This window comes from uncultured Planktomarina sp., assembly GCA_943788425.1.
Taxonomy (GTDB): Bacteria; Pseudomonadota; Alphaproteobacteria; order Rhodobacterales; family Rhodobacteraceae; genus Planktomarina.
In genome coordinates, this window is record CALSQF010000011.1 from 76,908 (window position 1) to 102,088 (window position 25,181).

General features: G+C 55.8%; 31 protein-coding genes. 10 read left to right on the forward strand and 21 right to left on the reverse strand.

The window, feature by feature from the left end:
• Positions 1 to 90 precede the first annotated feature (90 nt).
• The 10 genes from ABLW18_RS10450 to folK form a co-directional block, all read right to left on the reverse strand.
• Positions 91 to 423 carry a DUF1491 family protein gene (locus ABLW18_RS10450; protein ID WP_347824751.1) on the reverse strand — a complete coding sequence of 111 codons (333 nt, stop codon included), beginning with the start codon at positions 421 to 423 and terminating at the stop codon, positions 91 to 93.
• Positions 420 to 1,328 carry a GTPase Era gene (gene era / locus ABLW18_RS10455; RefSeq protein ID WP_347824752.1) on the reverse strand — a complete coding sequence of 303 codons (909 nt, stop codon included), beginning with the start codon at positions 1,326 to 1,328 and terminating at the stop codon, positions 420 to 422. Before era ends, ABLW18_RS10450 begins: the two co-directional genes overlap by 4 nt.
• The gene (gene rnc, locus ABLW18_RS10460) at positions 1,325 to 2,005 is read right to left on the reverse strand and encodes a ribonuclease III (RefSeq protein ID WP_347824797.1); all 681 of its coding nucleotides are present in this window, start codon (positions 2,003 to 2,005) and stop codon (positions 1,325 to 1,327) included. Before rnc ends, era begins: the two co-directional genes overlap by 4 nt.
• 29 nt (positions 2,006 to 2,034) lie before the next feature.
• Positions 2,035 to 2,904, reverse strand: a complete 870-nt coding sequence (gene lepB, locus ABLW18_RS10465) for a signal peptidase I (protein ID WP_347824753.1) — start codon at positions 2,902 to 2,904, stop codon at positions 2,035 to 2,037.
• A gap of 51 nt (positions 2,905 to 2,955) precedes the next feature.
• Positions 2,956 to 3,369 carry a holo-ACP synthase gene (gene acpS, locus ABLW18_RS10470; RefSeq protein ID WP_347824754.1) on the reverse strand — a complete coding sequence of 138 codons (414 nt, stop codon included), beginning with the start codon at positions 3,367 to 3,369 and terminating at the stop codon, positions 2,956 to 2,958.
• A complete protein-coding gene (locus ABLW18_RS10475; protein ID WP_347824755.1) occupies positions 3,366 to 4,109 on the reverse strand; it encodes a pyridoxine 5'-phosphate synthase in 744 nt (247 codons plus the stop codon). Before ABLW18_RS10475 ends, acpS begins: the two co-directional genes overlap by 4 nt.
• Positions 4,110 to 4,132: 23 nt before the next feature.
• Positions 4,133 to 4,783, reverse strand: a complete 651-nt coding sequence (locus ABLW18_RS10480; protein ID WP_347824756.1) for a DUF2062 domain-containing protein — start codon at positions 4,781 to 4,783, stop codon at positions 4,133 to 4,135.
• Entirely contained in the window at positions 4,776 to 6,941 is a 2,166-nt protein-coding gene (locus ABLW18_RS10485) for a bifunctional (p)ppGpp synthetase/guanosine-3',5'-bis(diphosphate) 3'-pyrophosphohydrolase (protein WP_347824757.1), read from the reverse strand. The genes ABLW18_RS10480 and ABLW18_RS10485 overlap by 8 nt, the downstream gene beginning before the upstream one ends.
• 12 nt (positions 6,942 to 6,953) lie before the next feature.
• A complete protein-coding gene (rpoZ, locus tag ABLW18_RS10490) occupies positions 6,954 to 7,307 on the reverse strand; it encodes a DNA-directed RNA polymerase subunit omega (RefSeq protein ID WP_048864832.1) in 354 nt (117 codons plus the stop codon).
• A 95-nt stretch (positions 7,308 to 7,402) separates the two neighbouring features.
• Positions 7,403 to 7,987 (reverse strand): 2-amino-4-hydroxy-6-hydroxymethyldihydropteridine diphosphokinase, encoded by a 585-nt coding sequence (folK, locus tag ABLW18_RS10495; protein WP_347824758.1) that lies wholly within the window; start codon positions 7,985 to 7,987, stop codon positions 7,403 to 7,405.
• A 102-nt stretch (positions 7,988 to 8,089) separates the two neighbouring features.
• Here folK and ABLW18_RS10500 point away from each other — a divergent pair, with 102 nt between their 5' ends.
• The 5 genes from ABLW18_RS10500 (at position 8,090) to ABLW18_RS10520 (ending at position 10,971) form a co-directional block, all read left to right on the forward strand.
• On the forward strand, positions 8,090 to 8,656 hold the full coding sequence (locus ABLW18_RS10500) for an NYN domain-containing protein (RefSeq protein WP_347824759.1): 567 nt from the start codon (positions 8,090 to 8,092) through the stop codon (positions 8,654 to 8,656).
• A 64-nt stretch (positions 8,657 to 8,720) separates the two neighbouring features.
• Positions 8,721 to 9,686, forward strand: coding sequence for a 4-hydroxy-3-methylbut-2-enyl diphosphate reductase (ispH, locus tag ABLW18_RS10505; RefSeq protein WP_347824760.1), 966 nt, complete (start codon positions 8,721 to 8,723; stop codon positions 9,684 to 9,686).
• Positions 9,679 to 10,266, forward strand: coding sequence for a class I SAM-dependent methyltransferase (locus ABLW18_RS10510; RefSeq protein WP_347824761.1), 588 nt, complete (start codon positions 9,679 to 9,681; stop codon positions 10,264 to 10,266). Before ispH ends, ABLW18_RS10510 begins: the two co-directional genes overlap by 8 nt.
• Positions 10,259 to 10,711, forward strand: a complete 453-nt coding sequence (gene rnhA / locus ABLW18_RS10515; protein WP_347824762.1) for a ribonuclease HI — start codon at positions 10,259 to 10,261, stop codon at positions 10,709 to 10,711. Before ABLW18_RS10510 ends, rnhA begins: the two co-directional genes overlap by 8 nt.
• A gap of 23 nt (positions 10,712 to 10,734) precedes the next feature.
• Positions 10,735 to 10,971, forward strand: a complete 237-nt coding sequence (locus tag ABLW18_RS10520) for a hypothetical protein (RefSeq protein WP_347824763.1) — start codon at positions 10,735 to 10,737, stop codon at positions 10,969 to 10,971.
• Here ABLW18_RS10520 and fmt read toward each other — a convergent pair.
• Genes fmt through def (ABLW18_RS10535) form a run of 3 tightly spaced genes read right to left on the reverse strand, consistent with a single transcriptional unit; the run spans position 10,968 to position 12,870 of the window.
• The gene (fmt, locus tag ABLW18_RS10525) at positions 10,968 to 11,867 is read right to left on the reverse strand and encodes a methionyl-tRNA formyltransferase (protein ID WP_347824764.1); all 900 of its coding nucleotides are present in this window, start codon (positions 11,865 to 11,867) and stop codon (positions 10,968 to 10,970) included. The genes ABLW18_RS10520 and fmt overlap by 4 nt on opposite strands.
• Positions 11,858 to 12,352: a peptide deformylase gene (gene def, locus ABLW18_RS10530; protein ID WP_347824765.1), complete on the reverse strand. Its 495-nt coding sequence runs from the start codon at positions 12,350 to 12,352 to the stop codon at positions 11,858 to 11,860. The genes fmt and def (ABLW18_RS10530) overlap by 10 nt, the downstream gene beginning before the upstream one ends.
• Complete coding sequence (def, locus tag ABLW18_RS10535; RefSeq protein ID WP_347824798.1) at positions 12,349 to 12,870, reverse strand: peptide deformylase; 522 nt, start codon at positions 12,868 to 12,870, stop codon at positions 12,349 to 12,351. The genes def (ABLW18_RS10530) and def (ABLW18_RS10535) overlap by 4 nt, the downstream gene beginning before the upstream one ends.
• 139 nt (positions 12,871 to 13,009) lie before the next feature.
• Between def (ABLW18_RS10535) and ABLW18_RS10540 the strand changes: the two genes are divergently transcribed.
• A complete protein-coding gene (locus tag ABLW18_RS10540) occupies positions 13,010 to 14,176 on the forward strand; it encodes a MalY/PatB family protein (RefSeq protein ID WP_347824766.1) in 1,167 nt (388 codons plus the stop codon).
• 12 nt (positions 14,177 to 14,188) lie between these two features.
• On the opposite strand, the gene ABLW18_RS10545 is transcribed toward ABLW18_RS10540, so the two are convergent.
• The 8 genes from ABLW18_RS10545 to ABLW18_RS10580 all read right to left on the reverse strand — a co-directional run bounded on the left by ABLW18_RS10545 (position 14,189) and on the right by ABLW18_RS10580 (position 21,119).
• Complete coding sequence (locus ABLW18_RS10545) at positions 14,189 to 14,539, reverse strand: hypothetical protein (RefSeq protein WP_044050702.1); 351 nt, start codon at positions 14,537 to 14,539, stop codon at positions 14,189 to 14,191.
• 87 nt (positions 14,540 to 14,626) lie between these two features.
• Positions 14,627 to 15,400 carry a precorrin-4 C(11)-methyltransferase gene (gene cobM / locus ABLW18_RS10550; RefSeq protein WP_347824767.1) on the reverse strand — a complete coding sequence of 258 codons (774 nt, stop codon included), beginning with the start codon at positions 15,398 to 15,400 and terminating at the stop codon, positions 14,627 to 14,629.
• On the reverse strand, positions 15,397 to 17,238 hold the full coding sequence (gene cobJ / locus ABLW18_RS10555) for a precorrin-3B C(17)-methyltransferase (protein ID WP_347824768.1): 1,842 nt from the start codon (positions 17,236 to 17,238) through the stop codon (positions 15,397 to 15,399). Before cobJ ends, cobM begins: the two co-directional genes overlap by 4 nt.
• A complete protein-coding gene (gene cobI, locus ABLW18_RS10560; protein WP_347824769.1) occupies positions 17,229 to 17,930 on the reverse strand; it encodes a precorrin-2 C(20)-methyltransferase in 702 nt (233 codons plus the stop codon). The genes cobJ and cobI overlap by 10 nt, the downstream gene beginning before the upstream one ends.
• Entirely contained in the window at positions 17,927 to 19,126 is a 1,200-nt protein-coding gene (gene cbiE / locus ABLW18_RS10565) for a precorrin-6y C5,15-methyltransferase (decarboxylating) subunit CbiE (RefSeq protein WP_347824770.1), read from the reverse strand. Before cbiE ends, cobI begins: the two co-directional genes overlap by 4 nt.
• On the reverse strand, positions 19,123 to 19,761 hold the full coding sequence (locus tag ABLW18_RS10570) for a precorrin-8X methylmutase (RefSeq protein WP_347824771.1): 639 nt from the start codon (positions 19,759 to 19,761) through the stop codon (positions 19,123 to 19,125). Before ABLW18_RS10570 ends, cbiE begins: the two co-directional genes overlap by 4 nt.
• Positions 19,762 to 19,807: 46 nt before the next feature.
• On the reverse strand, positions 19,808 to 20,908 hold the full coding sequence (locus ABLW18_RS10575) for a sirohydrochlorin chelatase (RefSeq protein ID WP_347824772.1): 1,101 nt from the start codon (positions 20,906 to 20,908) through the stop codon (positions 19,808 to 19,810).
• 1 nt (position 20,909) lies between these two features.
• Positions 20,910 to 21,119, reverse strand: a complete 210-nt coding sequence (locus ABLW18_RS10580) for a DUF6732 family protein (RefSeq protein ID WP_347824773.1) — start codon at positions 21,117 to 21,119, stop codon at positions 20,910 to 20,912.
• A 784-nt stretch (positions 21,120 to 21,903) separates the two neighbouring features.
• On the opposite strand from ABLW18_RS10580, the gene ABLW18_RS10585 reads away from it, so the two are divergent.
• The 4 genes from ABLW18_RS10585 to cbiB all read left to right on the forward strand — a co-directional run bounded on the left by ABLW18_RS10585 (position 21,904) and on the right by cbiB (position 25,161).
• Positions 21,904 to 22,863 (forward strand): glutathione S-transferase family protein, encoded by a 960-nt coding sequence (locus ABLW18_RS10585; protein ID WP_347824774.1) that lies wholly within the window; start codon positions 21,904 to 21,906, stop codon positions 22,861 to 22,863.
• A gap of 77 nt (positions 22,864 to 22,940) precedes the next feature.
• Positions 22,941 to 23,312: a DUF1636 domain-containing protein gene (locus ABLW18_RS10590; protein WP_347824775.1), complete on the forward strand. Its 372-nt coding sequence runs from the start codon at positions 22,941 to 22,943 to the stop codon at positions 23,310 to 23,312.
• Positions 23,312 to 24,259 carry a threonine-phosphate decarboxylase gene (locus ABLW18_RS10595; protein ID WP_347824776.1) on the forward strand — a complete coding sequence of 316 codons (948 nt, stop codon included), beginning with the start codon at positions 23,312 to 23,314 and terminating at the stop codon, positions 24,257 to 24,259. Before ABLW18_RS10590 ends, ABLW18_RS10595 begins: the two co-directional genes overlap by 1 nt.
• Entirely contained in the window at positions 24,256 to 25,161 is a 906-nt protein-coding gene (gene cbiB / locus ABLW18_RS10600) for an adenosylcobinamide-phosphate synthase CbiB (protein WP_347824777.1), read from the forward strand. The genes ABLW18_RS10595 and cbiB overlap by 4 nt, the downstream gene beginning before the upstream one ends.
• Positions 25,162 to 25,181: the final 20 nt, after the last annotated feature.

A 25,181-nucleotide genomic window follows, 5' to 3' on the forward strand; every position in this document is an offset into this window, starting at 1 on the left:
GGCAGACAGCAATGACCTAGTATTGGCCGCGTACCGGACCAGTCTATCCAGAGGGCTGCCGAATGTTAAGCGATTTGCCGGGCCCCTAGGCTATTCGCTCAAACCAGGCTCATCGAGCAAATGGCGCCCAAGCCGGTCTTCGACTTCAATCACCCAAACGTCAGGATCAAAGTCCCGCTGACGGCCAATCGCAAGGTCCAAGTCAGCCTCCTCTCCCGAAATCAGCTCCACCCAATTGCGTGCACCGCTTTGCAAATCAAAAGAGCGCTGAAAAACGATGCCTTGCCCGTCCAGCAGGTTGAGCTTAACCAAAACCGCCCCCGCCGTTGCATCTCCCCGCTGGACCACAAAGGCCGGAATATCAGCAAGGCGCAGGCGCGTCAGATAGGCAGCGACCCAAATATCGCTGGTCAGGCGGATCATTCGTTTCCGTCACGAAAATCGAGGCCCATTTCCTCGTAACGTTCTTTGTCTTCCAACCAGTTCGGACGCACTTTAACCTGTAAAAACAAATGCACCTTGCGGCCCAAAAACTCTTCCAATTCCGTCCGGGCTTGAGTGGATACAGCTTTGATCGTCTCGCCACCCTTGCCAAGCACAATGCCTTTATGGCCATCACGCATCACATAGATCAGCTGGTCAATTTTACACGAGCCATCTTTACGCTCCTCCCAAGCCTCCGTCTCAACGGTCAGCTGATAGGGCAATTCTTGGTGCAAACGTAGGGTCAATTTTTCTCGTGTGGTCTCTGCCGCCAGCATGCGCAGCGGCAGATCGGCAATTTGGTCTTCAGGATAAAGCCAAGGGCTTTCCGGCAATTCACCAGCAATCCAAGTCTTCAATGCTGCGCAGCCATGGCCCTTTTCCGCAGAAATCAGGAAAGTCTCAACAAAACCAAACGCCTCATTCATCGCCTTGGTCAAAGCCAATAGCTCTGCAGCCTGCACCTTGTCGATTTTGTTAATCGCTAAGGCAATTGATTTTCCTTTCGGAAGATCCTTAAGCGCTTCCATGATTGCATCCACGCCCTCTGTGACACCGCGATGCGCTTCGATCAAAAATACCGTCAGGTCAGCATCAGCAGCCCCGCCCCAGGCGGATTTCACCATCGCGCGATCCAAACGACGTTTGGGGCGGAAAATACCCGGGGTGTCCACGAATACAATTTGCGCCTCGCCCTCAAGTGCGACACCGCGGATGCGGGCGCGGGTCGTCTGCACCTTATGGGTGACTATCGAAACCTTTGCCCCCACCATACGGTTGAGCAGGGTTGATTTCCCTGCATTGGGTTCCCCAATCAGGGCAACAAATCCGGCGCGTGTGCTCATGCCCCTAACCTTTCCAACAATATTTTTGCCGCAGCCTGTTCGGCTTGGCGTTTCGACCCAGCTTTGGCCTGCGCCGATTCGCCAGAATGTAATCTCACTTCAATCTCAAATTGCGGCGCATGATCCGGGCCAGAACGGGACAGTTCCACATAATTCGGCGGAGGGCCTTTGCGGGCCTGCGCCCATTCTTGCAAAGCGGTCTTTGGATCGCGCGCATCGGCCTTGACAGAGGTGATCCGCTTATTCCACAGGCGCACGATCACCGCCTGCGCTTCGGCAAAACCACCATCGCGATACACCGCTGCAATCAGTGCTTCCATCGCATCGCCCAACAGGGCTTCCTTGCGGCGCCCGCCGCTAATCATCTCAGAGCGGCCTAATTTCAACAGATTGCCAATACCAATTGAGCGCGCCACATCTGCACAGGTTTCCTTGCGCACCAGAGCATTAAAACGCGGTGCCAATTGGCCCTCAGTTGCCTTCGCGTCCAGATCCAACAAGGCCTGCGCCATCACGAGCCCCAGCACCCGGTCGCCCAAAAACTCGAGCCGTTCGTTATCCGAGCGGGTTGCAGAGGAGATGCTGGAATGAGTCAGGGCTGTAATCAGGAGCCCCGGATCTTTAAACTCGTAACCGATATCGGCTGAAAACTGGCGTAACTCGGAAGAAAGCTTGATCATTACGCGACCTGGAACATAGAGAGCATTTAATCAATTGCCTTGAAATAACGATCGCTGCGCCAGGTCCAGAAAGCCAAAATTGAGGCTCCGGCAGAAGAAAACAAAATACGGTCGGCCCGTCCGACGATGTCTTTTAGAGGCACGAAGCCGACGCCGCCAATGGTCTGCGGCACGCGGCTGTCAGAAGAATTGTCGCGATTATCTCCCATAAAAAAGAAATGCCCGTCCGGTACGGTGTAGACTTTTGTTGTATCCAAATTCATGCGCCCACCAAGGCGCATCGAATCTTGGTCAAACGTGTCCAACGCGCTATGTGCGACGCCATTGGGCAGGGTCTCAATGTATTTTTGCTTGATGCAATCTGCGCCCAGCCCTACGGCACCATTGGAACAGACAGGCCGGTTGCGCTGCGAGCCTTGTGGCTCAAAGGTTTCAACGAAATACTCTACCTGTTTGCGTGCAACCGGCGTGCCATTGATCTGCAACACCCCGCCTTGCATTTGGATTTTATCACCCGGAAGACCAACCAAACGTTTGATGTAATCGGCTCCGGTCACCGGATGGCGAAACACCACCACATCGCCGCGCTCAGGCGCGCCACCCAAAATCCGCGCATCACGGTCTTCGATGAAGCCACAAAAATCATCCGCATCGATATTTAAGCCAAGGCTGGCGATTTGAATTTTAGGACAGGAGGCATAGGAGTACCCATAAGCCATTTTGTTGACGAATAGGAAATCCCCAATCAAAAGGCTGTCTTTCATTGAGCCGGACGGGATCCAAAAGGGTTGAAAAAACAAGGTGCGAAACACCCCAGCAATCAGCAGGGCATAGACCACAGTTTTGACCGTCTCTATCACACTCGCAGCAAAGCTTTTTTCTTCAATGTCGTCCATAACATCCTCGGGATTTGATTTAGGGCTATGTGCGGCGCTTACGGTCGAGAGTCAAGTTGCCCCGCCCTCAGTTGGGCGCGCTTCAATCACCACAAAAGCCTGTGCCCATGGGTGATCATCGGTCAAAGTACAATGGATCACCGCCGTATGACCGGCGGGCGTCATCTGCGCCAAACGCTCGGCAGCCCAGCCCGTGACGGCCATCACTGGTTGGCCGCTCCGCATGTTGGTGACAGCCATGTCTTTCCAACTGATACCCATAGCCAACCCCGTTCCAAGCGCCTTTGAACAAGCCTCTTTCGCCGCCCAACGTTTGGCATAAGTGCCCGCCACATCTTTGCGCGCCTCTGCCTTGCGTTGCTCAACCTGCGTAAAGACCCGGTTTTTAAACCGATCGCCAAAGCGATCCAATGTGCCTTGGATCCGCTCAATATTCGCCAAATCTGTACCGATGCCTAAAATCATAGACGGGCGTTTTGCATCAAGCGACGCATTTCGGCAATGGCCGGGCCCAGACCCAAAAAGATAGATTCTCCGATCAAAAAATGTCCAATGTTCAGCTCGGCCACCTCGGGCAGAGCAGCTATGGGGGCCACTGTTTCGTAGCTCAAGCCATGGCCGGCATGCACCTCCAGACCCAGCTCGGCTGCAAACCGTGCACTGCGGGTGATCCGCGCCAATTCCTCATCTGCGCCCAGGTGATTGCCCGCGGCATGGAAGTCGCAATAGGCGCCCGTATGCAGCTCAACCACCGCAGCTCCCACCTCCGCACTGGCTTGTAATTGTTGATCTTCTGCGGCTACGAACAGCGACACGCGGCATCCCGCTTCAACCAGAGGCGCTATGAAATCACGCAGACGGTCCTGATCTGCCGCCACATCCAGACCGCCCTCGGTGGTCCGCTCCGCGCGTTTTTCAGGCACGAGACAAACCGCATGCGGATTATGGCGCAGGGCTATGGCGTGCATTTCTGCTGTTGCGGCCATTTCGAAATTCAAAGGAATGCGCAATGCGCCAATCAAAGCGTCAATGTCTGCATCGCGAATATGCCGACGATCCTCACGCAGATGTGCGGTAATACCATCAGCCCCGGCGGCCTCGGCCATCAAGGCTGCGCGCAGAGGATCCGGATAAGCGCCGCCCCTTGCGTTGCGTAAAGTGGCCACGTGATCAATATTGACGCCGAGGCGTTGCTCAATGGACATAATCTTATCTTCCTGTTTTCACCTTAGACACCAGAGTCATCTTCTCGTTTAAGGAGCGTCTTGCGGCGTAACTCTGCAAATTTGGCCGCTAATTGACCTTTTCGGCGGCTTTTATACACGCGAATAGCGGGAACAGTAATAGCATAAATCACCAGCCCTGATATGATTCCCGGCACCACCCCGCCGATCATCCAGGGGAAAAACACCGTGTGCCAAAATTCGACCAAATACGTCCAATCTCCGCCGGTTTGCATGAAGAAAGCAACGATATTTGCACCCAATTCCGACACCGCGCGCGCAAACATTTCTCCTAAACCCAAGTGCAGATCGCTCTCTGGTCGCTTGCCCAGAAACGCATGACCAAAACCAAGCGCCGTTACGCCAATGGGGATATAGGTCAGCGGGTTGCCGAAAAATGTTCCCAACAGCGAGGCGAGGACATTGGCCCGCAATACAAGCGCGAGCACCCAAGCCAGAAGAAAATGTAACCCGTAAAACGGAGTGAAAGAGGTGAACACGCCTATCGCCACGCCACGCGCGATTTCCTCCGGCGTTCCTGGCAGGCGGCGCAAACGGTGTGTGATATAAGAATAGGCGCGGGCCCAGCCCCCCCTTGGGTAGACCCATTCCCAAAGCGCCCTGGGCAGCCCACGCTTTTCACGACGCTTAAACACCAATTTCGCCCCACTCACCGTTCATAGCGTCGATGTCCCGCCCGAGTTCGGGATTGCGGTGACGGCTGACTTCTGCCACATCACTCTCTGCCTCCAGCGCCGTGAGCACCATGTGCAATTGTGACACATCCCTAAGTTCCAATTCGACGAGCAGTTTGAAATAGTCCGGCTTGCGGTCCAAAAAGTGAATGTCAGAGATATTGGCATTCTGATCGCCGATCAATGTGCAAATCCGCCCCATTACGCCTGTGCCATTCAAAATGGTGGTGATGATCTGCGCCGGATTGGTCGCGGCATGCTGCCCGTCCCGCCAATGCAGATCTAACCAGCGGTCCATTTGGGTTTCATAATGCAATAGGTTTGGGCAATCTATAGTGTGAACCACGACACCATGACCTTTGAAAATGATCCCAACAATGCGCTCTCCGGGCAGGGGGTCGCAACAGGCGCCATGGGTAAACTTTTGTCCTGGCTCCAACCCGATCAAAGCAACCGCCGGCCCGACCTCATCAGCGTCGCGCACCTTTAGATTTGGGTAGAGCTCCGCCACCACGTCGCGCGCGGCGATTTCGGAGCTGCCAAGTCGGGCCAAAAGCTCATCTGCACTTGGCAAGCCATAGTGTTTCGCTGCGGTTTTCAAAGCACGGTCGGAGGCCTTCTTGTTGACATTCTCGAAGGCTACCCGTGCAAATTCTTGCCCCAGTTTGATAAATTTCTCACGGTCAAATTCGCGCAGGCTGCGGCGGATGGCTGTTTTCGCCCGGCCGGTGGCGACGATATCAATCCAGCTGGCCGGCGGGGTTTGCCCCTCAGCAGTGATGATCTGTACAGATTGCCCATTGCGCAAGCGCGTCCAGAGCGGCACGCGAAGACCATCAACCTTCGCCGAGACACAGGCCGCGCCAATGCGTGTATGAATGGCATAGGCAAAATCAATGGGCGTAGCGCCACGCGGCAGTTTGATGACATCGCCTTTGGGTGAAAAGCAAAATACTTGGTCGGTGTACATTTCCAATTTGAACGCTTCGAGAAATTCCCCATCGTCACCTTCGGAGCTAAATCGCTCTGTCAGCGATGAAATCCAAGTCGAAGGATCCAAAGCAAAGGGATTATCCACCCGCGCCCCGTCTCTATAAGACCAAGTCGCGGCCGCGCCTTTTTCTGCCACTTGATGCATCGATTTGGTGCGGATTTGCACCTCCACGCGGCGGGCATTGCGCCCCGAAACAGTGGTGTGAATGCTGCGGTAGCCATTGGTTTTGGGCTGGCTGATATAATCTTTAAACCGCCCCGGGACCGCCCGCCATCGCTGATGGATCAGCCCTAAAATCCGGTAGCAATCAGATTCATGATCCACAATGACCCGAAACCCGTAAATATCTGACAAGCGCGAGAAGGACAGCTCTTTATTTTGCATCTTGCGCCAAATCGAATAGGGTTTTTTAGCCCGACCTTGAATTTTCGCACCCTCAAGCTCCGCACGGTCCAGTTCCTCGAGCAAGTCGCCTTTGATCTGTTGTACCACGTCGCCAGTTTCGTTTTGCAACTTGATAAAACGGCGAATAATGGACTTGCGCCCGTCAGGATTGAGCACTTGAAACGCCAAATCTTCCAGCTCTTCACGCAGCCAATGCATCCCCATGCGCCCGGCCAATGGCGCATAAATATCCATCGTTTCCAGAGCTTTTTGTTGCTGTTTTTCCGGCGTCATCGAACGGATGGTGCGCATGTTATGCAGCCGATCCGCCAATTTAACCAAAGTCACTCGAATATCTTTTGATGTGGCCATGATGAGCTTGCGGAAATTTTCCGCCTGCTTGTTCACTCTGGAGGAGAGTTGCAAATTGGTGAGCTTTGTCACCCCATCGACCAGTTCAGCCACCTCACGGCCGAACAAGTGCTCTAGGTCCGCAAAGCTCGCCTTGGTATCTTCAATCGTGTCATGCAACAGCGCAGTGATGATCGACGCATCGTCAAGATGCTGATCGGCCAAAATGCGGGCAACGGCTGCAGGATGGGTGTAATAGGGTTCGCCAGACCGGCGAAACTGTCCCTCGTGCATTTCCTGACAGAAGCGATAGGCTTGCGCAATCTGCTCGGCGTTGGTTGACGGATTGTAGGCGCGGATCAGACCGATCAGGTCATCGGCTGTGATCATGCCTGCATTTCCTTAACGTTGGCCTTGAGCTTCCATCAAAGCACGCAGCAATTTTTCATCATTCAAATCGTCTTCAGCCGGCTTGTCCGGCTCACCGCCCATTAACAAAGCCATGGAGTCTTCTTCCGGCTCGTCAACTTCGATTTGAGTTTGATTGCTTTCAATCAACCGCTCAAGCAAATCATCTACCATTTGCGTTTCATCAGCAATTTCACGCAGGGAAACGACAGGGTTTTTGTCGTTGTCGCGGTCTACAGTCACCGGAGACCCGCTGGCGATTTCGCGCGCCCGATGGGCCGCCAACATGACCAGATCAAAACGATTTGGAACCTTGTCTACACAATCTTCAACTGTGACACGCGCCATGCCTGATCTCCTGCACCTGTGATGAAGTACGCTACTTAGGAGCGAATGCCAAAAAACGCAAGGGTGAATCGCGCCGTCTCACCAGCGGCCCGCGCCTAAGGCAATGTCTTAAGGGCCGCGCGGTCTTCAGCTGGTAATCGGTCATACATCTGGCCTACCGTGAGACCCAACACCGGGTGGCACCAATCGGGCGCGACATCCATCAGCGGCCCTAAAACAAAGGCTCTGTCCTGCATCCGCGGATGTGGTAGGATCAACTCTTGCGGGGTTTGGGACATCTGCTCAGACAGGGGCTTGTCGCGCCAGGCCGCATAGATCTCAACCGTTGGTGCGATTTCGTCTCCAAAGGCCAGTAAATCCAGATCCAACACCCTGCCACCCCATCGCTGGGATCTGCGGCGCCCGAAGTTGGCCTCGATGCTGTGCAAAATAGCCAATAGCTCGTATGATTCGCCCTGAAACTGAAATGCAACCGCCGCATTGACGTAATCAGGGCCATATCCAACAGGAAAACAGGGCGAAACGAAATATTTACTTTTTCGCAGGAGGCTATTGGTCATTAAACGAAGTGACGCCAACCCATATCCCAAAGTCACATGCGGCGGGCCCATTTCAGACTCCAAATTGCCGCCCATTGCGACCAGTGCGGTTTTTTGATGAATTTTTATTTTATTTTGCATGGGTGACATTTACATAAACTATTTTAATCACTATCTTAACATGGCCTGGGCTGCAACTTACGCATATCGTAGCTCTCGGGGCTTTAAAGGGATATATTTGATATGTTTTACCGCGACGAGCGCTTAGCGCTGTTTATTGATGGCGCAAATCTATACGCGGCCGCGAAGTCCTTGGGCTTCGACATCGACTACAAACTGCTTCGCCAAGAATTCACAAGCCGGGGAAAAATGCTGCGGGCATTCTATTATACCGCGCTTTTGGAGAACGATGAATATTCACCGATTCGACCTTTGGTTGATTGGCTGAATTACAACGGCTTCACCATGGTCACGAAGGCTGCAAAAGAGTTTACCGACAGCCAAGGCCGTCGAAAAATCAAGGGCAATATGGACATCGAGTTGACTGTAAACGCCATGGAACTGGCGCCACATGTTGACCATATCGTGCTTTTCTCAGGCGATGGCGACTTCCGGCCTATGGTCGAAAGCGTGCAACGCCAGGGCGTGCGCGTATCCGTGGTCTCCACAATTCGCAGCCAACCTCCGATGATTGCCGATGAATTGCGGCGCCAATGCGACAATTTCATCGAATTGGATGCATTGCGTGACGTGGTTGGTCGCCCAGCGCGCGAAACAGATGACCTTGTGGCCCCGGCGGGAGCCGAATAATTCGTCCCAAGCTCTGGACGATCTTGCTCGGCACATTTAACGTGCCGAGCAAAGGATCGTGACCATGACAAAACCTGAGCTCAAACTGTATCTTGCCGCGCCAAGAGGTTTTTGTGCGGGGGTCGATCGTGCAATAAAAATCGTCGAAATGGCTCTGAAAAAATGGGGTGCCCCGGTCTTTGTGCGCCACGAGATTGTGCACAATAAATTTGTTGTCGACAGTTTGCGCGCGCAGGGTGCCATATTCGTGCAAGAGCTGATCGAGTGTCCGGATGATCGCCCAGTAATTTTCTCGGCGCATGGTGTGCCAAAATCTGTTCCAAGCGCCGCGCAGGCCCGCAATATGATCTATGTCGATGCCACCTGCCCGTTGGTGAGCAAAGTCCACATTGAAGCAGAACGCCACAGTGAGAACGGCCTTCAAATGATCATGATTGGCCACGCAGGCCATCCCGAAACAATCGGCACCATGGGGCAATTACCCCATGGCGAAGTGCTGTTGGTGGAAAGCGAAGCGGATGTTGAAAGCGTCGCCGTGCGTGACCCAGATCGGCTGGCCTATATCACTCAAACCACCCTATCGGTAGATGATACAGCCGGGGTTGTCGCCGCCCTACAACGCCGTTTTCCAAATATCACTGGACCGCATAAAGAAGACATTTGCTACGCCACGACAAATCGTCAAGAGGCGGTCAAAGCCATTGCCCCGCTCTGCGAGGCGCTTTTGGTGGTCGGGGCTCCTAATTCTTCCAATTCCAAGCGTCTCGTCGAAGTGGCCTCGCGCGCCGGATGCGGCTATGCGCAATTGGTGCAGCGCGCCACAGATATCGACTGGCGCGCTTTAGATGGGGTCAAGACCATCGGCATCACAGCTGGCGCCTCTGCGCCAGATATCTTGATCCAAGAGGTGATCGACGCCTTTTCGGGCCATTATTCGGTCACAATCAAAACCGTCGAAACCGCAAAAGAAAACGTCAGTTTCAAGGTGCCGCGCATCCTGCGGGAGGTCGGAGCCTCCTCCCATGGCTGATGCGCAAACGCTCGACGTCTATGACGGCAAAATTGATGATTACCTACGGTTGACCCAAGCACCACCCAGTAAATCATTATTAGCCTTCATCAAAGCTGTCCCAGCGGGCGGGCGGGTTTTGGATTTGGGCTGTGGACCAGGTCTCGCAGCTGCGGAAATGGCGCGGCACGGCTGCGATGTCGAGGCCATTGATGGCAGCGCAGAGATGGCTGCTGCTGCCAGCAAACACCCAGGTGTGACGGCGCGGCAGGCCACATTTGATGACTTGCCGTCACAGGCCACATATCATGGCATTTACGCCAATTTTTCGCTGCTGCATGCGAAACGCGCTGATTTCAAACGCCATATTCAAGCCTGCTACGCTTCGCTACGCCCCGGCGGGAGTTTTTACCTGGCCATGAAACTTGGTACTGGCGAGAGGCGCGATAAGCTCGGGCGCTTTTATACCTATTACACCGCCCAAGAGCTGAAAGATATTTTAACGCAAGCCGGCTTCACCCTCACCTTCGAGCGCGAGGGGCAGGAAAAAGGGCTGGCCGGAGATGTGGAACCCTTCATCATGATGGCCGCCCATGCATGATCTAATCGCCTATACCGACGGTGCCTGCAGTGGCAATCCCGGCCCAGGCGGCTGGGGTGTGGTGATGCAGGCCAAAACGGGCGACACGGTGACTAAGCAGCGCGAACTCAAAGGCGGGGCGAAAGAGACAACCAACAATCGTATGGAGCTCATGGCGGCGATCTCCGCTCTTGAAGCCCTGTCCCGACGCTCGGCAATCACAATCGTCACCGACAGCGTTTACGTCAAAGATGGCGTTACCAAATGGATTTTCGGCTGGAAGAAAAACGGCTGGAAAACCGCGGCAAAAAAGCCGGTCAAGAATGAAGACCTCTGGAAACAATTGGATGCCGCCCAAGCTCGGCATCAGGTCACTTGGGAGTGGGTCAAGGGCCATGCGGGGCATCCGCAAAACGAATTAGCCGATGAAATGGCCCGTGCCGGCATGGCACCATTCAAGGACTAGGTCCGCAGGGCAGAAAGCACGAAATGTATAATAAACGAAAACTCACCTCCGTTTTTGAAATCTCTGGATCAGTTTTGGCGATGGTCTACGCGTTACTCATTGCCTCGAATACAGGCAATGAAATTTTAGGGTTCTCCCTGCTGTTCATCTCAGCCAGCCTTTTTGCCGCCTGGGCTGTGATTGACCGCCGTTGGACCTTTTTGCTGCTTCAGGCCTTCTACGCCGGATCCGCCATCATCGGCCTGATCCGCTGGGCTTAGGTGAGCTGTTCGGGCAGAGCATGGCCTTGTAGAAACTCAGCGGCGGTTTGCGCGGTTTTGCCCGCCAGTTGCAGCCGCGTGATGATCACTGATCCCTGACCGCAGGCCACTTCAAACCCACCAAACACCTGCCCCGGGGCACCAGAGCCTTGGCCCGTTTGGGAGGCCAAAAGTTTCATCCGCTGTCCCGCCAGTTCACACCAGGCACCGGGAAAGAGAGACAGGGCGCGAATTTGCCGGTCCACCTCAAGCGCCGGCCGCGTCCAGTCAATGCGTGCCTCAGATTTGTCGATTTTCTGTGCATAGCAAATGTTGACATCAGGTTGCACTTCGGGCGGATGACCCGGCAAATCGGCCAAAACATCCACAATCGCCGCAGCGCCCAGCGCGGCAAGGCGATCATGCAGCTCGGCTGTGGTCTCTTGCGCCGCAATATCCAGCGCGCGGCGCAGACGCACCGGCCCGGTGTCCAGACCCGCATCCATCTGCATGATACACACCCCAGTCTGCGCATCCCCAGCCATAATTGCCCTATGCATCGGCGCCGCACCGCGCCAACGCGGCAGAAGGCTGGCATGAATATTCAAACATCCAAAGTGCGGGGCATCCAAAAGCACTTGTGGCAAGATCAACCCGTAAGCCACCACCACGGCGATATCCGCCTCAAGAGCCGCAAAATTGGCCAGTTCAGCCGGATCACGGAAGTTTTTAGGTGTAAAGACCGTCCATCCTTGGCACTCGGCATAGGCTTGCATCGGCGACGGACGACGTTTTTGCCCCCGGCCGGATTTGCGCGGCGGTTGGCTGTAGACAGCTGCGATCTCATGCCCCGCCTCAGCCAAGGCCCGCAAAGCGGCGATCGAAAAATCGGGCGTGCCCATAAAGACTACGCGCATAGTTTTCGAGCCTTTTTGATCAGCATATCGCGCTTGAGCTTGGAGAGATTGTCAAAATACATCCGCCCATTGAGGTGATCGACTTGATGGAGCATCGAGCGGGCCCAGAGGCCAACCAGATCTTTTTCCTGGCAAGCGCCAGCTTCGTCCATATAGCGCACCGTCACGCCGCGCGGGCGTTTGATCTGCGCGGAGACATAGGGCAGATTAGGGCTGGCCTCTTCGCCCATCTCAAGCTTGGCAGATACGTGCAGTATCTCGGGATTGGCCATGCGCAGAACCTCGCCGCGCGCCAAAGAGGCATCCACCACCGCCAACCGCAACCCAATGCCCAATTGCGGCGCGGCCAAACCGACGCCAGGCATAGCTTCCATCTCCGCAATCATATCGCGCCAAATCTCTTCAATTTCCGGGCTGATTTTCTCAATCGGGTCTGCGGGCCGTCGCAAGCAAGGGTGCGGCCAAGGCACAAGGCTTCGGCTCATGACCGGGCCTGCTCACGTTTGAATTTCTGCATCTTACGGGTGATAAGTTGGCGGCGCATCGGTTTGAAGTAATCAATGAACAGCTTGCCGTTCAGATGATCCAGCTCATGCTGCGCGCAAGTGGCCCAAAGCCCATCGAATCTTTGTGTATGGGTTTTCCCGTCGAGGCCCAGCCATTGCATGTCAATTTCGGCAGGCCGTTCCACCTCACCATATTGCTCTGGAATGGACAGGCAGCCCTCTTCATAGGTGCTCAACTCCTCAGAGACCCAGGTGATGACCGGATTCATCAGAACCATCGGCGCTGGTGCGGCCCCTTCCTCTTTCACGCAATCCATAACGAACACGCGGCTCATCACGCCGATTTGCGGCGCAGCCAATCCGATGCCCGGTGCATCATACATGGTTTCAAGCATATCCTCAGCCAAATGCTCAATAGCGGGGGTCACCTCAGCCACGGGCGCCGCCGTCTTTTTCAAGCGCGGATCGGGATGGATTATTATGGGGCGTATTGTCATAACGGTGTGATATTCAATGCCGACCCATAGCGCAATTGCCGCATCAAAGATTCTTGCCGCAATTTGCGTGCCAGCTCTACCCAGCGCTTGATCTTTAGCCTTTTCACAGTAACCTTGCGCGAAAATATTAGGATTTTCCATGACCTTTGACACCCAGATTGACCGCCGCAACACCCACTCCTCCAAATGGGATATGATGGAGCCGCTCTATGGCGTATCGCCCGACGATGGTTTGGCAATGTGGGTGGCGGATATGGATTTTCGTCCGCCAGAAGCGGTGGCAAACAGTCTGGCTAGGCTTACAGAGCATGGGATCTACGGCTATTTTGGCGATGATAGCAAATATCTCGACGCTATTGCCTGGTGGATGAAACATCGTCACGGCTGGGAGGTGCCCCGCGGCGGTATTTTCACCACCCATGGGCTGGTGAATGGCACGGCGCTTTGTGTGGATACGTTCACAGAGCCAGGCGACGGCGTGGTTCTATTCACCCCGGTCTATCATTCCTTCGCCAAAGTGATCCGCGCCAATGACCGCGAGGTGATCGAATTGCCACTGGTGCAAAACAATGGCCGCTATGAGATGGATTTCGACAGCTATGACGCCGCCCTGCCGCCCCATGCGAAAATGGTCATCCTTTGCTCGCCGCATAATCCTGGCGGGCGGGTATGGAGCCACGCGGAACTTCAACAGGTGGCAGAATTTTGCATCAAACATGATCTGCTTTTGGTCAGTGATGAAATCCACCACGATCTGACCTTCGGCGCGAAACACACAGCCATGGCACTGATTGACGGAATTTCAGATCGCTTGATTATGATGACTGCGGCGAGCAAGACCTTCAATATTGCAGGGGGGCATTCGGGCAATGTTATCATTGAAGATCCAAATTTACGCGCCCGTTTTGCCAAACGGACGCAGGCGCTCGGACTGTCCCCAAATTCCTTTGGCCTGCATATGATTACCGCAGCCTATTCGCCAAAAGGGGCGCAATGGGTGGATGAATTGCTGGTCTACCTCGATGGAAACCGCAAGATTTTCGACGCTGGGATCAATGCCATTCCCGGCTTAACATCCATGCCTCTTGAAGCCACCTATCTGGCGTGGGTGGATGTCTCTGGCACGGGCATGCCTTTACAGGAGGCCATCGATCGGGTGCAAAAACGGGCCAAAATCGCCGTCAACCACGGGCCAACCTTCGGCACAGGTGGCGAAAGCTTCCTGCGCTTTAACATCGGCACGCAGCGCGCCAATGTCGAGCGGGCGGTTGCAGCCATGCAGGAGGCTTTTTCGGATCTCCAATAGCCGCCAGTCAGGTTAACTGCGGCCAATCAAGGCCACAGGCTTATTGGCATCCCGCTCAAAGTCCAGTGGCGCACTGTCAACGGCACGGGTGTTGCGCTTGAACTCATAGCGCATCTCCCCGCCCTCTTCCTCAGAGGCGACGATCAAACATTGATACAGATGGCGGCTGCCGTCGTAGAGGTCCACAAGACCGCGCAACTGCGGCGCATCTTGCAAGTCCACTGAAAATCCGCTGTCCCAATATTTCAGAACCGTAAAAATCTCCGTGCCGGCCTGCACCCGCAATCGGCTCTTCTTTCGCAGCGCCTGCTTACGGGCCGCTTCCAAACCCTCCGCCACTTCTTTCGGCAAAAATGTTGTCATTTTAACATCTCCTTAACCAATAGCCTGCGCGGGAAAACCGCGACGGTCAAGGCAGTCACTAAAATGTGAAGCGTTTTTTGAAGGCGCTCAAGCCGCCGGAGTTTTGCGATTGCGCAGCACATGTTCCATATCTGGATGATAGAGCGCAGAATCCACAAAATCTTGCTGCTCTTTCAGCGCAGGCCCCACCAAGATCAAGGCTGTTCGGGTGATTTTCGCATCCCGCACTTTCTTGCGAATATCGCTAAGAGTGCTACGGATGATGATCTGATCGGGCCAACTGGCCCGGTAAGCGACCACGACCGGGCAATCGGCCCCGTAATGCGGGATTAAAACCCTTTCAATCTCACGCATATTGCGAATCGCGAGGTGAATTGCGAGCGTTGCGCCAGAGATGGCAAAATTCTCAAGGGTCTCCCCAGCAGGCATGGAGGTCGACTTCATCGACATACGCGTCAAAACAATCGACTGGGCAATCTCAGGAATCGTCAACTCTTGCCCCAGGGCGGCCGCAACGGCGGTATAGGCTGGCACGCCGGGAATAATTTCATAGTCAATGCCATCGGCACGCAGGCGGCGAATTTGCTCCGCAATCGCGCCATAGAGTGACGGATCCCCAGAATGCACCCGCGCCACATCCTGCCCTTTGGCATGGGCGGCCAGAATTGCCGCATGGGTCTCATCTAATGTCATGGGCGCAGTGTCCAGAACACGCGCATCTTTGGGCGCGCAGGCCACAACCTCCTCCGGCACCAAAGACCCGGCATAAAGGCATACGGGACATGCACCAATGATCCGCGCAGCTTTCAGGGTCAAAAGTTCAGGATCCCCGGGCCCCGCTCCGATGAAAAAGACTGTCATCTGCTGTTTCCTTCTTTCATGGGGGCCAAATCCCCATCAATCTTGCGCGCATAGCCGCGCGGGGTAAACATACGAGGCCCTTCGCCCAACTGCGCCAGGCGCGAATTTGACGAGCCAATCAGCACCACTGTCAGCATATCCACCTCATCCACCTGCAAATCCTCCAGGCGGCGATAGCGAATATGTTCCTCAGGCCGCCCCAATGAGCTGGCCAGCATCACCGGCGTATCGGCCGGGCGATGTTGCAACAAAATATCGCGCGCCTCTAACAAAAGCGTGCGTCGGGTTTTGGAGACGGGATTATAGAAGGCGATGACAAAATCCCCCTCAGCCGCCGCTTGCAAGCGCCGCAGAATATCGGCGCGTGGTGTGAGCAGATCTGACAATGATATCGTACAAAAATCATGGCCCAATGGCGCCCCAGCGCGTGCAGCCGCCCCTTGCAGGGCAGAAACCCCCGGCGAGCAAACAACATCCACGCGGCGGGCCGCATCGCTCACGCCCATTTGATCGGCTGGACGGTCCAGCAATTCAAAAACCAAGGCGCCCATGGCATAAATGCCCGCATCCCCAGAACAGACCAAGGCGACGTTCTTGCCAAGCCCCGCCTGTTCCAGCGCATAGCGACAGCGTGCCTCTTCACCGCCCAGGGGGAAATCGGACCGCTCTTTGCATGCGGCCAGCGGGCCCAACAGATCGATATAAAGCCCATAGCCGACAAGCTCCTGCGCATCGGCAATCAAGCGCGACACCTCCGGCGTGCGCCAAGCCGCCTGGCCTGGCCCAATCCCAACCACCGACAGACGACCACGGGCAGAGCCGCGTAAATCTGACAGGGGCATATCCGCCAAACCAAGCGCCACCGTCGCATTCGCGGTCTTACGCTTTTGCACCCACAGCTTGCCCTCAGAGCCGAGCTGCGCCAAGGCCGCCCCTTCTGACACGCCATGACAGCCTACCTCGGCGAATACCACGTCAGAGGGCGTGGCCAAACGGGGGGCTTCCGCCTCCAGCGCCTCTGCGGAAAAAAGCCGCAAAGGCGCGTTCAACTGCCGGGCAAGCTCCAAGATTGCAGGCTCATCTGCCTTGAGCGAAATCGTGTTGATAGAGTGCACCGCCGCATCGCAGACCCCCGCCTCATTGAGGGCAGTACGCACCAAATCGGCCAATTCCTGTGGCGGACAATTGCGTGCGCAGCCCACCCCGATGGTCACGCGCTTCGGCGCAAATTGCAGGTGATGGGGGCCCAAATCGCTTTGCGGCGTCATATCACAGCTCAACTTCACCGCATCGCCCGCCGGCATATCTGCCAACCACGTCGCTTGAGCAGCCTCTGCCCCCGAGAGCGCCACACCGCAGCCGGATAACAGCGCCGCCATTGCGCCCTTGGCATCTTGCGGATTGGCCAAAGCCCAACCCTCGGGTGGTTCATCCAAAGACACACCCAGTGACACATCCCCCGCCGTCGTCACAGCAGCCGTGCTGTCCAGAGCCTCAGCAATCTTGCGCGCCAGACGGTTGGCCCCACGATGCCCCCCCAAAAGCGGCACGACGACCGATCCATCATCGGCCACGGAAACCACCGGTGGCTCTTGGGTTTTATCGCTCAGCAGGGGGGCCACGGCGCGGATCAAAATCCCACTGGCACAGACTCCCACAATCGGAGTCCCTGCTGCGAAAAGATTACGCGCATGATCCAAAGCATTGTCAAAAAAAGCATCCGCCTGCCCCACGCGACCTCTACGGCCGTGAAGCGGCGCATCCAGCGCCTGCGCGATCGACTGAGCCACGGCAAGACCAGAGGCATTCAGCGCCAAAACAATAGGGGTTAGAGCCATGGATCGGCGCCTTTCGTTAAGATAATCATCGAAAAATAGGGAGCTTTTTCGGGAGCCTGAGCCAAAGGGCAGACCAATTCGTCCGGCAGGCTGGCCCGCTCGATATAGGCGGCTTTTTCGGTCAAGTTCAACTCCGCAATCACCGCGCGAATTTTGGGCAAATGCCGCCCCACCTTCATAATCACGACACTTTCTGCCCCCTCGATGCGGGCGCGCAATTCTGCCGCTGGCAATGGTCCCGGCAGAACCGTCAAACGCTCGTTGCGCGCGGCCAAAGGCATCCCCGCCCTTGCGGCGCAGGCCGTAATTGAGGTCACGCCAGGCACAACCTCCACCTGATAGTCGGCCGCAAGCCGCGCGTAGAGATACATAAAGCTGCCATAAAAGAACGGGTCTCCTTCGCAGAGGCAAATCACATCATCGCCCCGATCCAAAGCCACCGCGATGCTCTTTGCGCCGATGTCATAGGCCGCCTGTGCCGGGGCGCGCTCAACTGTCATCGGCACATCCATCACAATTTCGTCCGCCTGCGGAGAAATGAGGTCTGCGGCAATGGCCCGCGCAAAACTCTTCCCACCGGCCAAACTCGGATAAGCGATCACCTTTGCGCAGGAGATGAGGCGGCTTGATTTCACAGTGATCAATCCCGGGTCGCCAGGGCCAAGCCCGACGCCGTATAAAATTCCACTCATCGCTTAATCAAGCTCCATTGGGTCACAGGCATGAAGGGACGCCAACCACGATAGGGCCCGACCGGTTCGGCGCGATTCACCGAAAGGCGCACCAGCTCCCCGCCATGTTTGGCGTGTAGCGACATCAAGACAGTTTCGCTCTCTAAGGTGACCGCATTAGCCACAAAACGCCCCAGGGGCTTGAGCGCTTGCCAGGCCGTTTCAAACACCGCGTCGCTCAAACCGCCGCCAATAAAAATCGCATCCGGTGCTGCCAGCCCCTCAAGCGCATCCGGGGCCGTCCCCTCGATCACTTGCAGCTTGGGCGTGCCAAGAGCCAGCGCATTTTGACCGGCCATCGCGCGGCGGTCCGCCCGCGGTTCAATGCCTATCGCCCGCGCGTAGCGGGCGGCGCGCATCCACTCCACGGCCACCGAACCGCAGCCCGTGCCAATATCCCACAACAACGCACCGCGCATTGGCATCAGCTTTGCAATGGTGACCGCCCGAACCTCACGTTTGGTCATGGTACCATCATGTTCAAAAAGCTCATCAGGCAGGCCCGGTACGCGCGGCAAAAGTGCCGCATCGGGTGCCGCCACACAGTCAACCGCAAGGGTGTTAAAAGGCGGCACCTCATGGGACCAACTCTCTGCCAGGCCGTCAAAGCGTTGTTCTCTGTCGCCCCCCATGGCGGCCAGAACCGTCATTTTTGAGCTGCCGAAGCCACGCTGCGTCAAAAATTGAGCGATTTGACCGGGGGTTTGTGCGCCCGTGGTCAAGATCAACAAGCGTTGATCTGGTTGAATAAAAGCAATCATCTGCTCAACCGGCCGACCATGCACCGTTAGCGTTTCCACATCTGCCATCGACCAGCCCATCCGCGCAGACGCCAGCTGAAAGGCACTGAGCTGCGGGTGATAGGTGATTTCACTCGGATCGATTTCACGGCCAATTCGCGCCCCGACGGAAAACCAAAGAGGATCGCCCGTAGCCAAAACCACCACGCGCTTGCCGCGCAACCCCTGCAATGTCGAGATCAACGCATCAAATGGGCTGGGCCAGCTCAAGCGCTCCGCCGAGGTGATACCAGCCAACTGATGATGGCGATCACCTCCGATAATAACCTGTGCAGATTGCACAACAGCGCGAGCCGCTGGCAGCAAACCCTCCAGCCCATCCTCACCGATACCTACAATGTGCAGCCAAGCGCTCATGAGACCAACTCCGGCAGGCCCGCAGACAATGCGTTGACCGCCGCAGAGGCAATCGCAGATCCACCTCGCCGTCCACGCAAAGCCACAAAGTCACAGCCGCGCGGGTTTGCCGCCAGTTCTGCTTTGGATTCCGCCGCACCCACAAAACCAACAGGAAACCCAAAAATTACGGCTGGTTTTGGCGCGCCGTGATCGAGAAGTTCAAGCAGATGAAACAGGGCTGTAGGCGCATTTCCAATCGCCACAACAGCGCCTTCGAGATGCGCAGCCCAAAGCTCAACCGCCGCAGCAGAGCGCGTGTTGCCGATAGTTTGGGCCAAAGCGGGCACGGAGGGATCGTTCAATGTGACGATCACAGGGTTTTCAGCCGGTAAATAGCGCCGGATGATCCCTGCCCCCACCATTTCACAATCACAAAGGATCGGTGCGCCCGCCGCCAAAGCCGCCGCACCACTGCGGAAGGCCTGCTCAGAGAAGGCCAAACGATCTGCAATCTCAACCATGCCGCAGGCGTGGATGACCCGGGTCGCCAATTTGTCGAGTCCGTGAGGGAAGCGTGTCAAATCCGCCTCCCGCGCGACCGTGGCAAAGCTTTCAGCGTATATGGCCTTTGGGTCTTTCTCATAAGGACGCATGCGCGGGGCTTTCGATTGGTTCCAATGGGGGCGCCATTGAGTTCGTTTATGTCTTGGGTGACTTGCGCGCGCTTTCCGGCCCAAGCGGATGATCCGCATGCGGATATTCCGCGTGTACATGGTCGTGGCTATGGGCATGTCCATGCGTGTGATCGTGACTGTGATCATGATGATCGTGCATTTTGGCCTGTTTCTCCAATCGGCACAGCCCGGTGCAAAAGCTGTCACAGAGGTTGCAATCCTCAACATTCGAGCCCGGCGCTGAGGCGCCTTGACCTTCCACGTGATGATGATGCGATTCCTGAACCGCACCCACCTCAGCTTCAAATCCCAAGACCTGCGTGCGATATTTGCACATGGCGCAATTGGGCGGTGGAATTTCCCCAACCTGCTCGGTGATCCTCTCTGCAAAGGTCGCTAGCACTTGCTCATGGTCGTTCAAATAGCCAGCTTTTACAAATTGGATATCGGCATTTTCCGCCTGAACCTGATCGGTAAAGCCGTAAATTCGGTCAATCAAAATGCCCGAAAAGAGAAAATAAGGGAACACAACAATCCGCTTATACCCAAGTTTGCTTGCATGCTGCAGGCAGGGTTCAACCAGGGGGAAGGTCACGCCCGAATAGCCCACTTCGCACCAGCCAAAGCCAAGCCCTTCGTGCAACATACGCGCAATTTTCGCCACATTGCCATTGGCATCGGGATCCGATGCCCCGCGCCCAATCACTACAAGGCAAGTCTCATGCATCGGGACCTCGCCATGGGCCGCATTGGCCGCCGCAATCGCCTCTTGCACACGGCCGCCAGCCGCAGCGATCATCTTAGGATCCACGCCCAACTCCCGGCCATAGCTGACCTCAATCCCATGTTTGGCCGCATAGGTGTTTAGCACGGTCGGGATGTCATTTTTGGAGTGCATGGCAGCAAAGAGCATACCCGGCACGGCCAGAATTTTGTCACACCCCTGCGCGCGCAGCCGATCCAACCCGTCGCGAATGACAGGGTTGGCAAATTCCAAATAGCCATATTCAACGGCCCATTCAGGCGGCAGGTAGGCGGGCAGTTTTTCCGCCAGCACGCTAAATTGATCAACGGCCGCTTGGCTGCGCGAGCCGTGGCCACAAATCATGACACCGATTTTACTCATCTCACGCCTCCTGTGGTTCGGGCTCTTCGCCCTCACTGTCCTGCCCTTCGGACGCTTTCAGGGCAGCAACAGCCCCAGCAGCAAGCGCTGCTGCAAGGGCGGCGGCAATGACCCAATGGTCATGGCCTCCTGCCATGGCCTCCACATGCCCGAAATGCGCCCAAGCCGGCGCGGGCAGAAGACAGGCTAAAAATAACAGACACCGGGTCATATCTTGGTCCTTTAATCTTACAGGTCAAAGGTCCCTCCGCACTTCCGTTATGCGGTCTTATCAGACGATCACGGTCTGCATCCCCAGTTTGGGTCAACGCAGCGCCATGCTCCTCTCCGGTCCTTCGACGTCGTCTGACTCTCTGCTAAGCCATTGCAGCGCCGGGGGCAAATGGATTCCCGACCGCCCCGCACCCGCAAGCGACGTTTCGCAGGATCAAGCGATATTCGTTCCAAGTCCAAAAATCTGCACAACCAATCCAAAAAGAAGACCTCGGCATAACCCAACCGCCAAGCCAAAACATTTTGCCCGGCGGCAACACCGGGCTGCGCCTGCCTGCCCCCGGCAGGCGCATTCACCATCCCAATATTCTGATATATATGGTTATTTCTCAAGTTTTTCAGTGATTACACCACCGGACATATGAGCCCGCCCAGGCAGGCGCTGCCCTCATTTCGTGTTGAAATGGCGTTATGCAGAGGCCTTTACTATTTTTCAATCCTGCTCATTTTAAAGGAAAAAATACAATGACGACGGCCCCGTATTAGCAGAGCAACTTTGGAGAACGACCAAGAGCCTATATAAAGTCCTGCCCGATGATCAAAGAGCCGCAGCTCTAAAGATTACGGAGAACCTAACGGAAATTTGGCAGGGTTTACCGGTCAATACCTAAGCATCTGCCATGGAAGGCTCCATTATCAAACTGTCAAGCGCGGTTTTGCCATTTCCAGCACCGCAGCACTGAGGTAGACGCGCAGGATGCAGCGCAGGTGGGGAGCGGGTGATGGGACAACTGGTAGACGGTGTTTGGCATGATATTTGGTATGACACCACAAAATCGGGAGGCGCCTTTGAGCGCTCAACTGCAAAATTCCGCAACTGGATCACATCCGATGGCAGCACAGAATTTCAGGCCGAAAGTGGACGCTATCATCTCTATGTTTCCTTGGCCTGCCCTTGGGCGCATCGCACATTAATTTTTAGACAGATTAAAGACTTAACCGCACATATCAGCGTTGACGTGGTGCATCCTGATATGTTATCCGACGGCTGGACCTTCGCGCGCGACTGGCCGGGTGCAACAGGCGACCGACTGTTTGGCCTGCCATTTGTCCGTGATATTTATCTGCGTGCAGATCCAAAAATCAGTGGTCGCGTCACGGTTCCGATTCTTTGGGACAAGCACAAAGAGACCATTGTCTCCAATGAGAGCTCCGAAATCATCCGCATGTTCAACTCCGCCTTTGATCAGCTTACGGGTAATACTATGGATTTTTGCCCCCAAGAGCTGCGCGAGGCGATGGAGCCAATCAACCAGCGCATTTATGACACGCTCAACAATGGCGTTTACCGCTGCGGATTTGCCACCACCCAAACGGCGTATGATGCCGCGGTTGGTCCCTTGTTCGACACTTTGGATTGGCTAGAGGACCGCTTGTCGCGCAAGCACTATATCATGGGCGGCGGGCTCACCGAGGTCGATTGGCGCTTGTTTCCAACCCTCCTGCGTTTTGACAACGTTTATCACCTGCATTTCAAATGCAACCGCAAGCGCATCATAGATTTTCCTAATATTTGGGCCTATACCCGCGAGCTCTATCAATATGAGGGCATCGCCGAGACGGTGAATATGGATCATATCATCCGCCACTACCACTATAGCCATGATACGATTAACCCCAATCGCATCATCCCAATCAATCCAGACATCGACTGGAACGCGCCCCATGGGCGCGGAGGTTAACCAGCAACCAAGCCCTTGCGTTTTTGGTGCAGCCAACGCAACTATTCGCCAAGATCTGTCAATTGCAGGAGAACCCAATGACGTCATGGATTACCATTTGCGACACCTGCAAACGCGAGGGCTGGACACCACAGACCCAGCCCCTCACCGATGGCGAAATATTCGCAGGTTTAATCGAATATAGAGCCGCAAGCGCAGGGGTAAAAACCCGGCGTGTCTCTTGCATGATGGGCTGCGTGCGGGCCTGCAATGTAGCGGTGCAAGCCCCTGAAAAGCTGTCTTATGTCTTGGGAACATTTGAGCCAAGCCCCGAAAATGCCCAAGCCATTGTAGATTATGCGACACTGCATCAAGCCTCAGAAACCGGCCAGGTGCCCTACCGCGATTGGCCACAAGCGGTGAAAGGCCATTTCACCACGCGCATGACCCCTTTGCCGGACACGGACTAATGGCAGGCAATGAGCGAGATCACGGTGGCGGTCTTGACGCGGCAGCAGCAGAATTTGGCGGCGCGCGGAGTGACTGGCTTGATCTATCCACCGGAATCAATCCGGAAAGCTACCCGATAACGAGCCTCGATCTGACGCCAAATGATTGGACGGCGCTGCCTGATAGCGGCGCAGATGCGGCGCTATGTGCCGCCGCCCGGCGATTTTGGCGGGTGCCAGCGCAGGCGGATGTTCTGGCTGTGCCGGGATGCTCTGCTGCCATTTCTCAAATTCCTGCACTTCAAGCTGCAGGCCAAGCCGAGATCGCCCTGCGCAGCTACAACGAACACGCCGCCGCCTTTCGATTTCATGGCTGGGACGTAGACGAACACCCCTGCTCTCCTGTGGCCCGTGTTGTGGTCCATCCCAACAATCCCACAGGCATATTCCAACCTCAGATCCCACCCGCGCCGCTGACGGTGATTGACGAGAGCTTTTGCGATATCGATCCGGCGCAAAGCCACATCGCGCAAGCCAAACAGCCTGGTCATATAGTATTGAAAAGTTTTGGAAAGTTTTGGGGATTAGCTGGATTGCGTTTGGGGTTTGCGATTGGAGATCCAGAGTTGATCGACACTCTGCGACAAAGGCTTGGCCCTTGGCCCGTCTCTGGGATCGCGTTGAAAATTGGCGCCGCAGCACTGGGTGACACCACTTGGGCCGACCAAACCCGGGCCCGGCTGAGTGCGGATGCAGAACGTCTCGACCGGCTGATGCGGCGCCAAAACGCCCGCCCTATGGGCGCCTGCGCGCTGTTTCGTACCTATGAGGTCGCAGATGCCAGGCAACTGCAACACCACTTGGCCCAACACAAGATCTGGACGCGGGTTTTCCCCTATAGCCCAACATGGATCCGACTTGGCCTGCCGCCGCAGGCGCAGTGGGCGCAGTTGGAGGCCGCCCTGTGACCCTGTTTTTGGCCCTTGTTCTAGATGCGCTGCTCGGCGAGCCAAAGTGGCTCTGGTCACGCATGCCGCATCCGGCCGTACTCATGGGCAATCTCATCGCCCGCGCCACCAGCATACTCAATCACGCACCCTATCAAAAACCCAAAGGTGTGATCTTATGCATCGGATTGGCTGTGCTGGGCGGGCTTGCCGGGCTTCTTTTGGCGCAACTTGGGCCTCTGGCTGAAATTTTGGTCACTGCAATCCTCGTGGCACAGAAATCCTTGATGCAGCATGTGCAAGACGTGGCCCAATCCCTGCGGCTGTCACTTGCCGCCGGGCGCAGGAGCGTGGCCATGATTGTTGGACGTGACACAGCCCAGATGGATGCCCCGCAGGTGGCCCGCGGTGCCATTGAAAGCGCGGCAGAAAATTTTTCCGATGGGATTGCAGCACCCGTTTTTTGGTTCGCGCTGGCAGGTCTGCCTGGGGTGATTATCTATAAAATGATCAACACCGCTGACAGCATGATTGGGTATAAGAACGAGACATATCGAGACTTCGGATGGGCCTGCGCCCGGCTGGATGATCTGCTGAATTGGGCGCCCGCCCGGCTGTCCGCCTTTGGAATTTGGCTGATCGCCGGCTGTCGCACCTCTTGGAGCACCATTATCTCTGAGGCGAAATTGCACCGCTCCCCAAATGCCGGCTGGCCCGAGGCCGCGATGGCCTATGCGCTTGATATCAGCCTCTCAGGCCCCCGCAGCTATGAGGGGAAATTCGAAAAATTTCCTTGGGTCAACGCCGCTGGCCGCAAAAACATTGGTCCGGTTGAGATTGAAAAATCTATTCAGACTCTCTGGCTGACCTGGGGCGCGATGACGCTTTTGGTGGCGGGCATGACCCTTGCATTTTTGTTGTAAAAAGGCCTAATTACAACGGG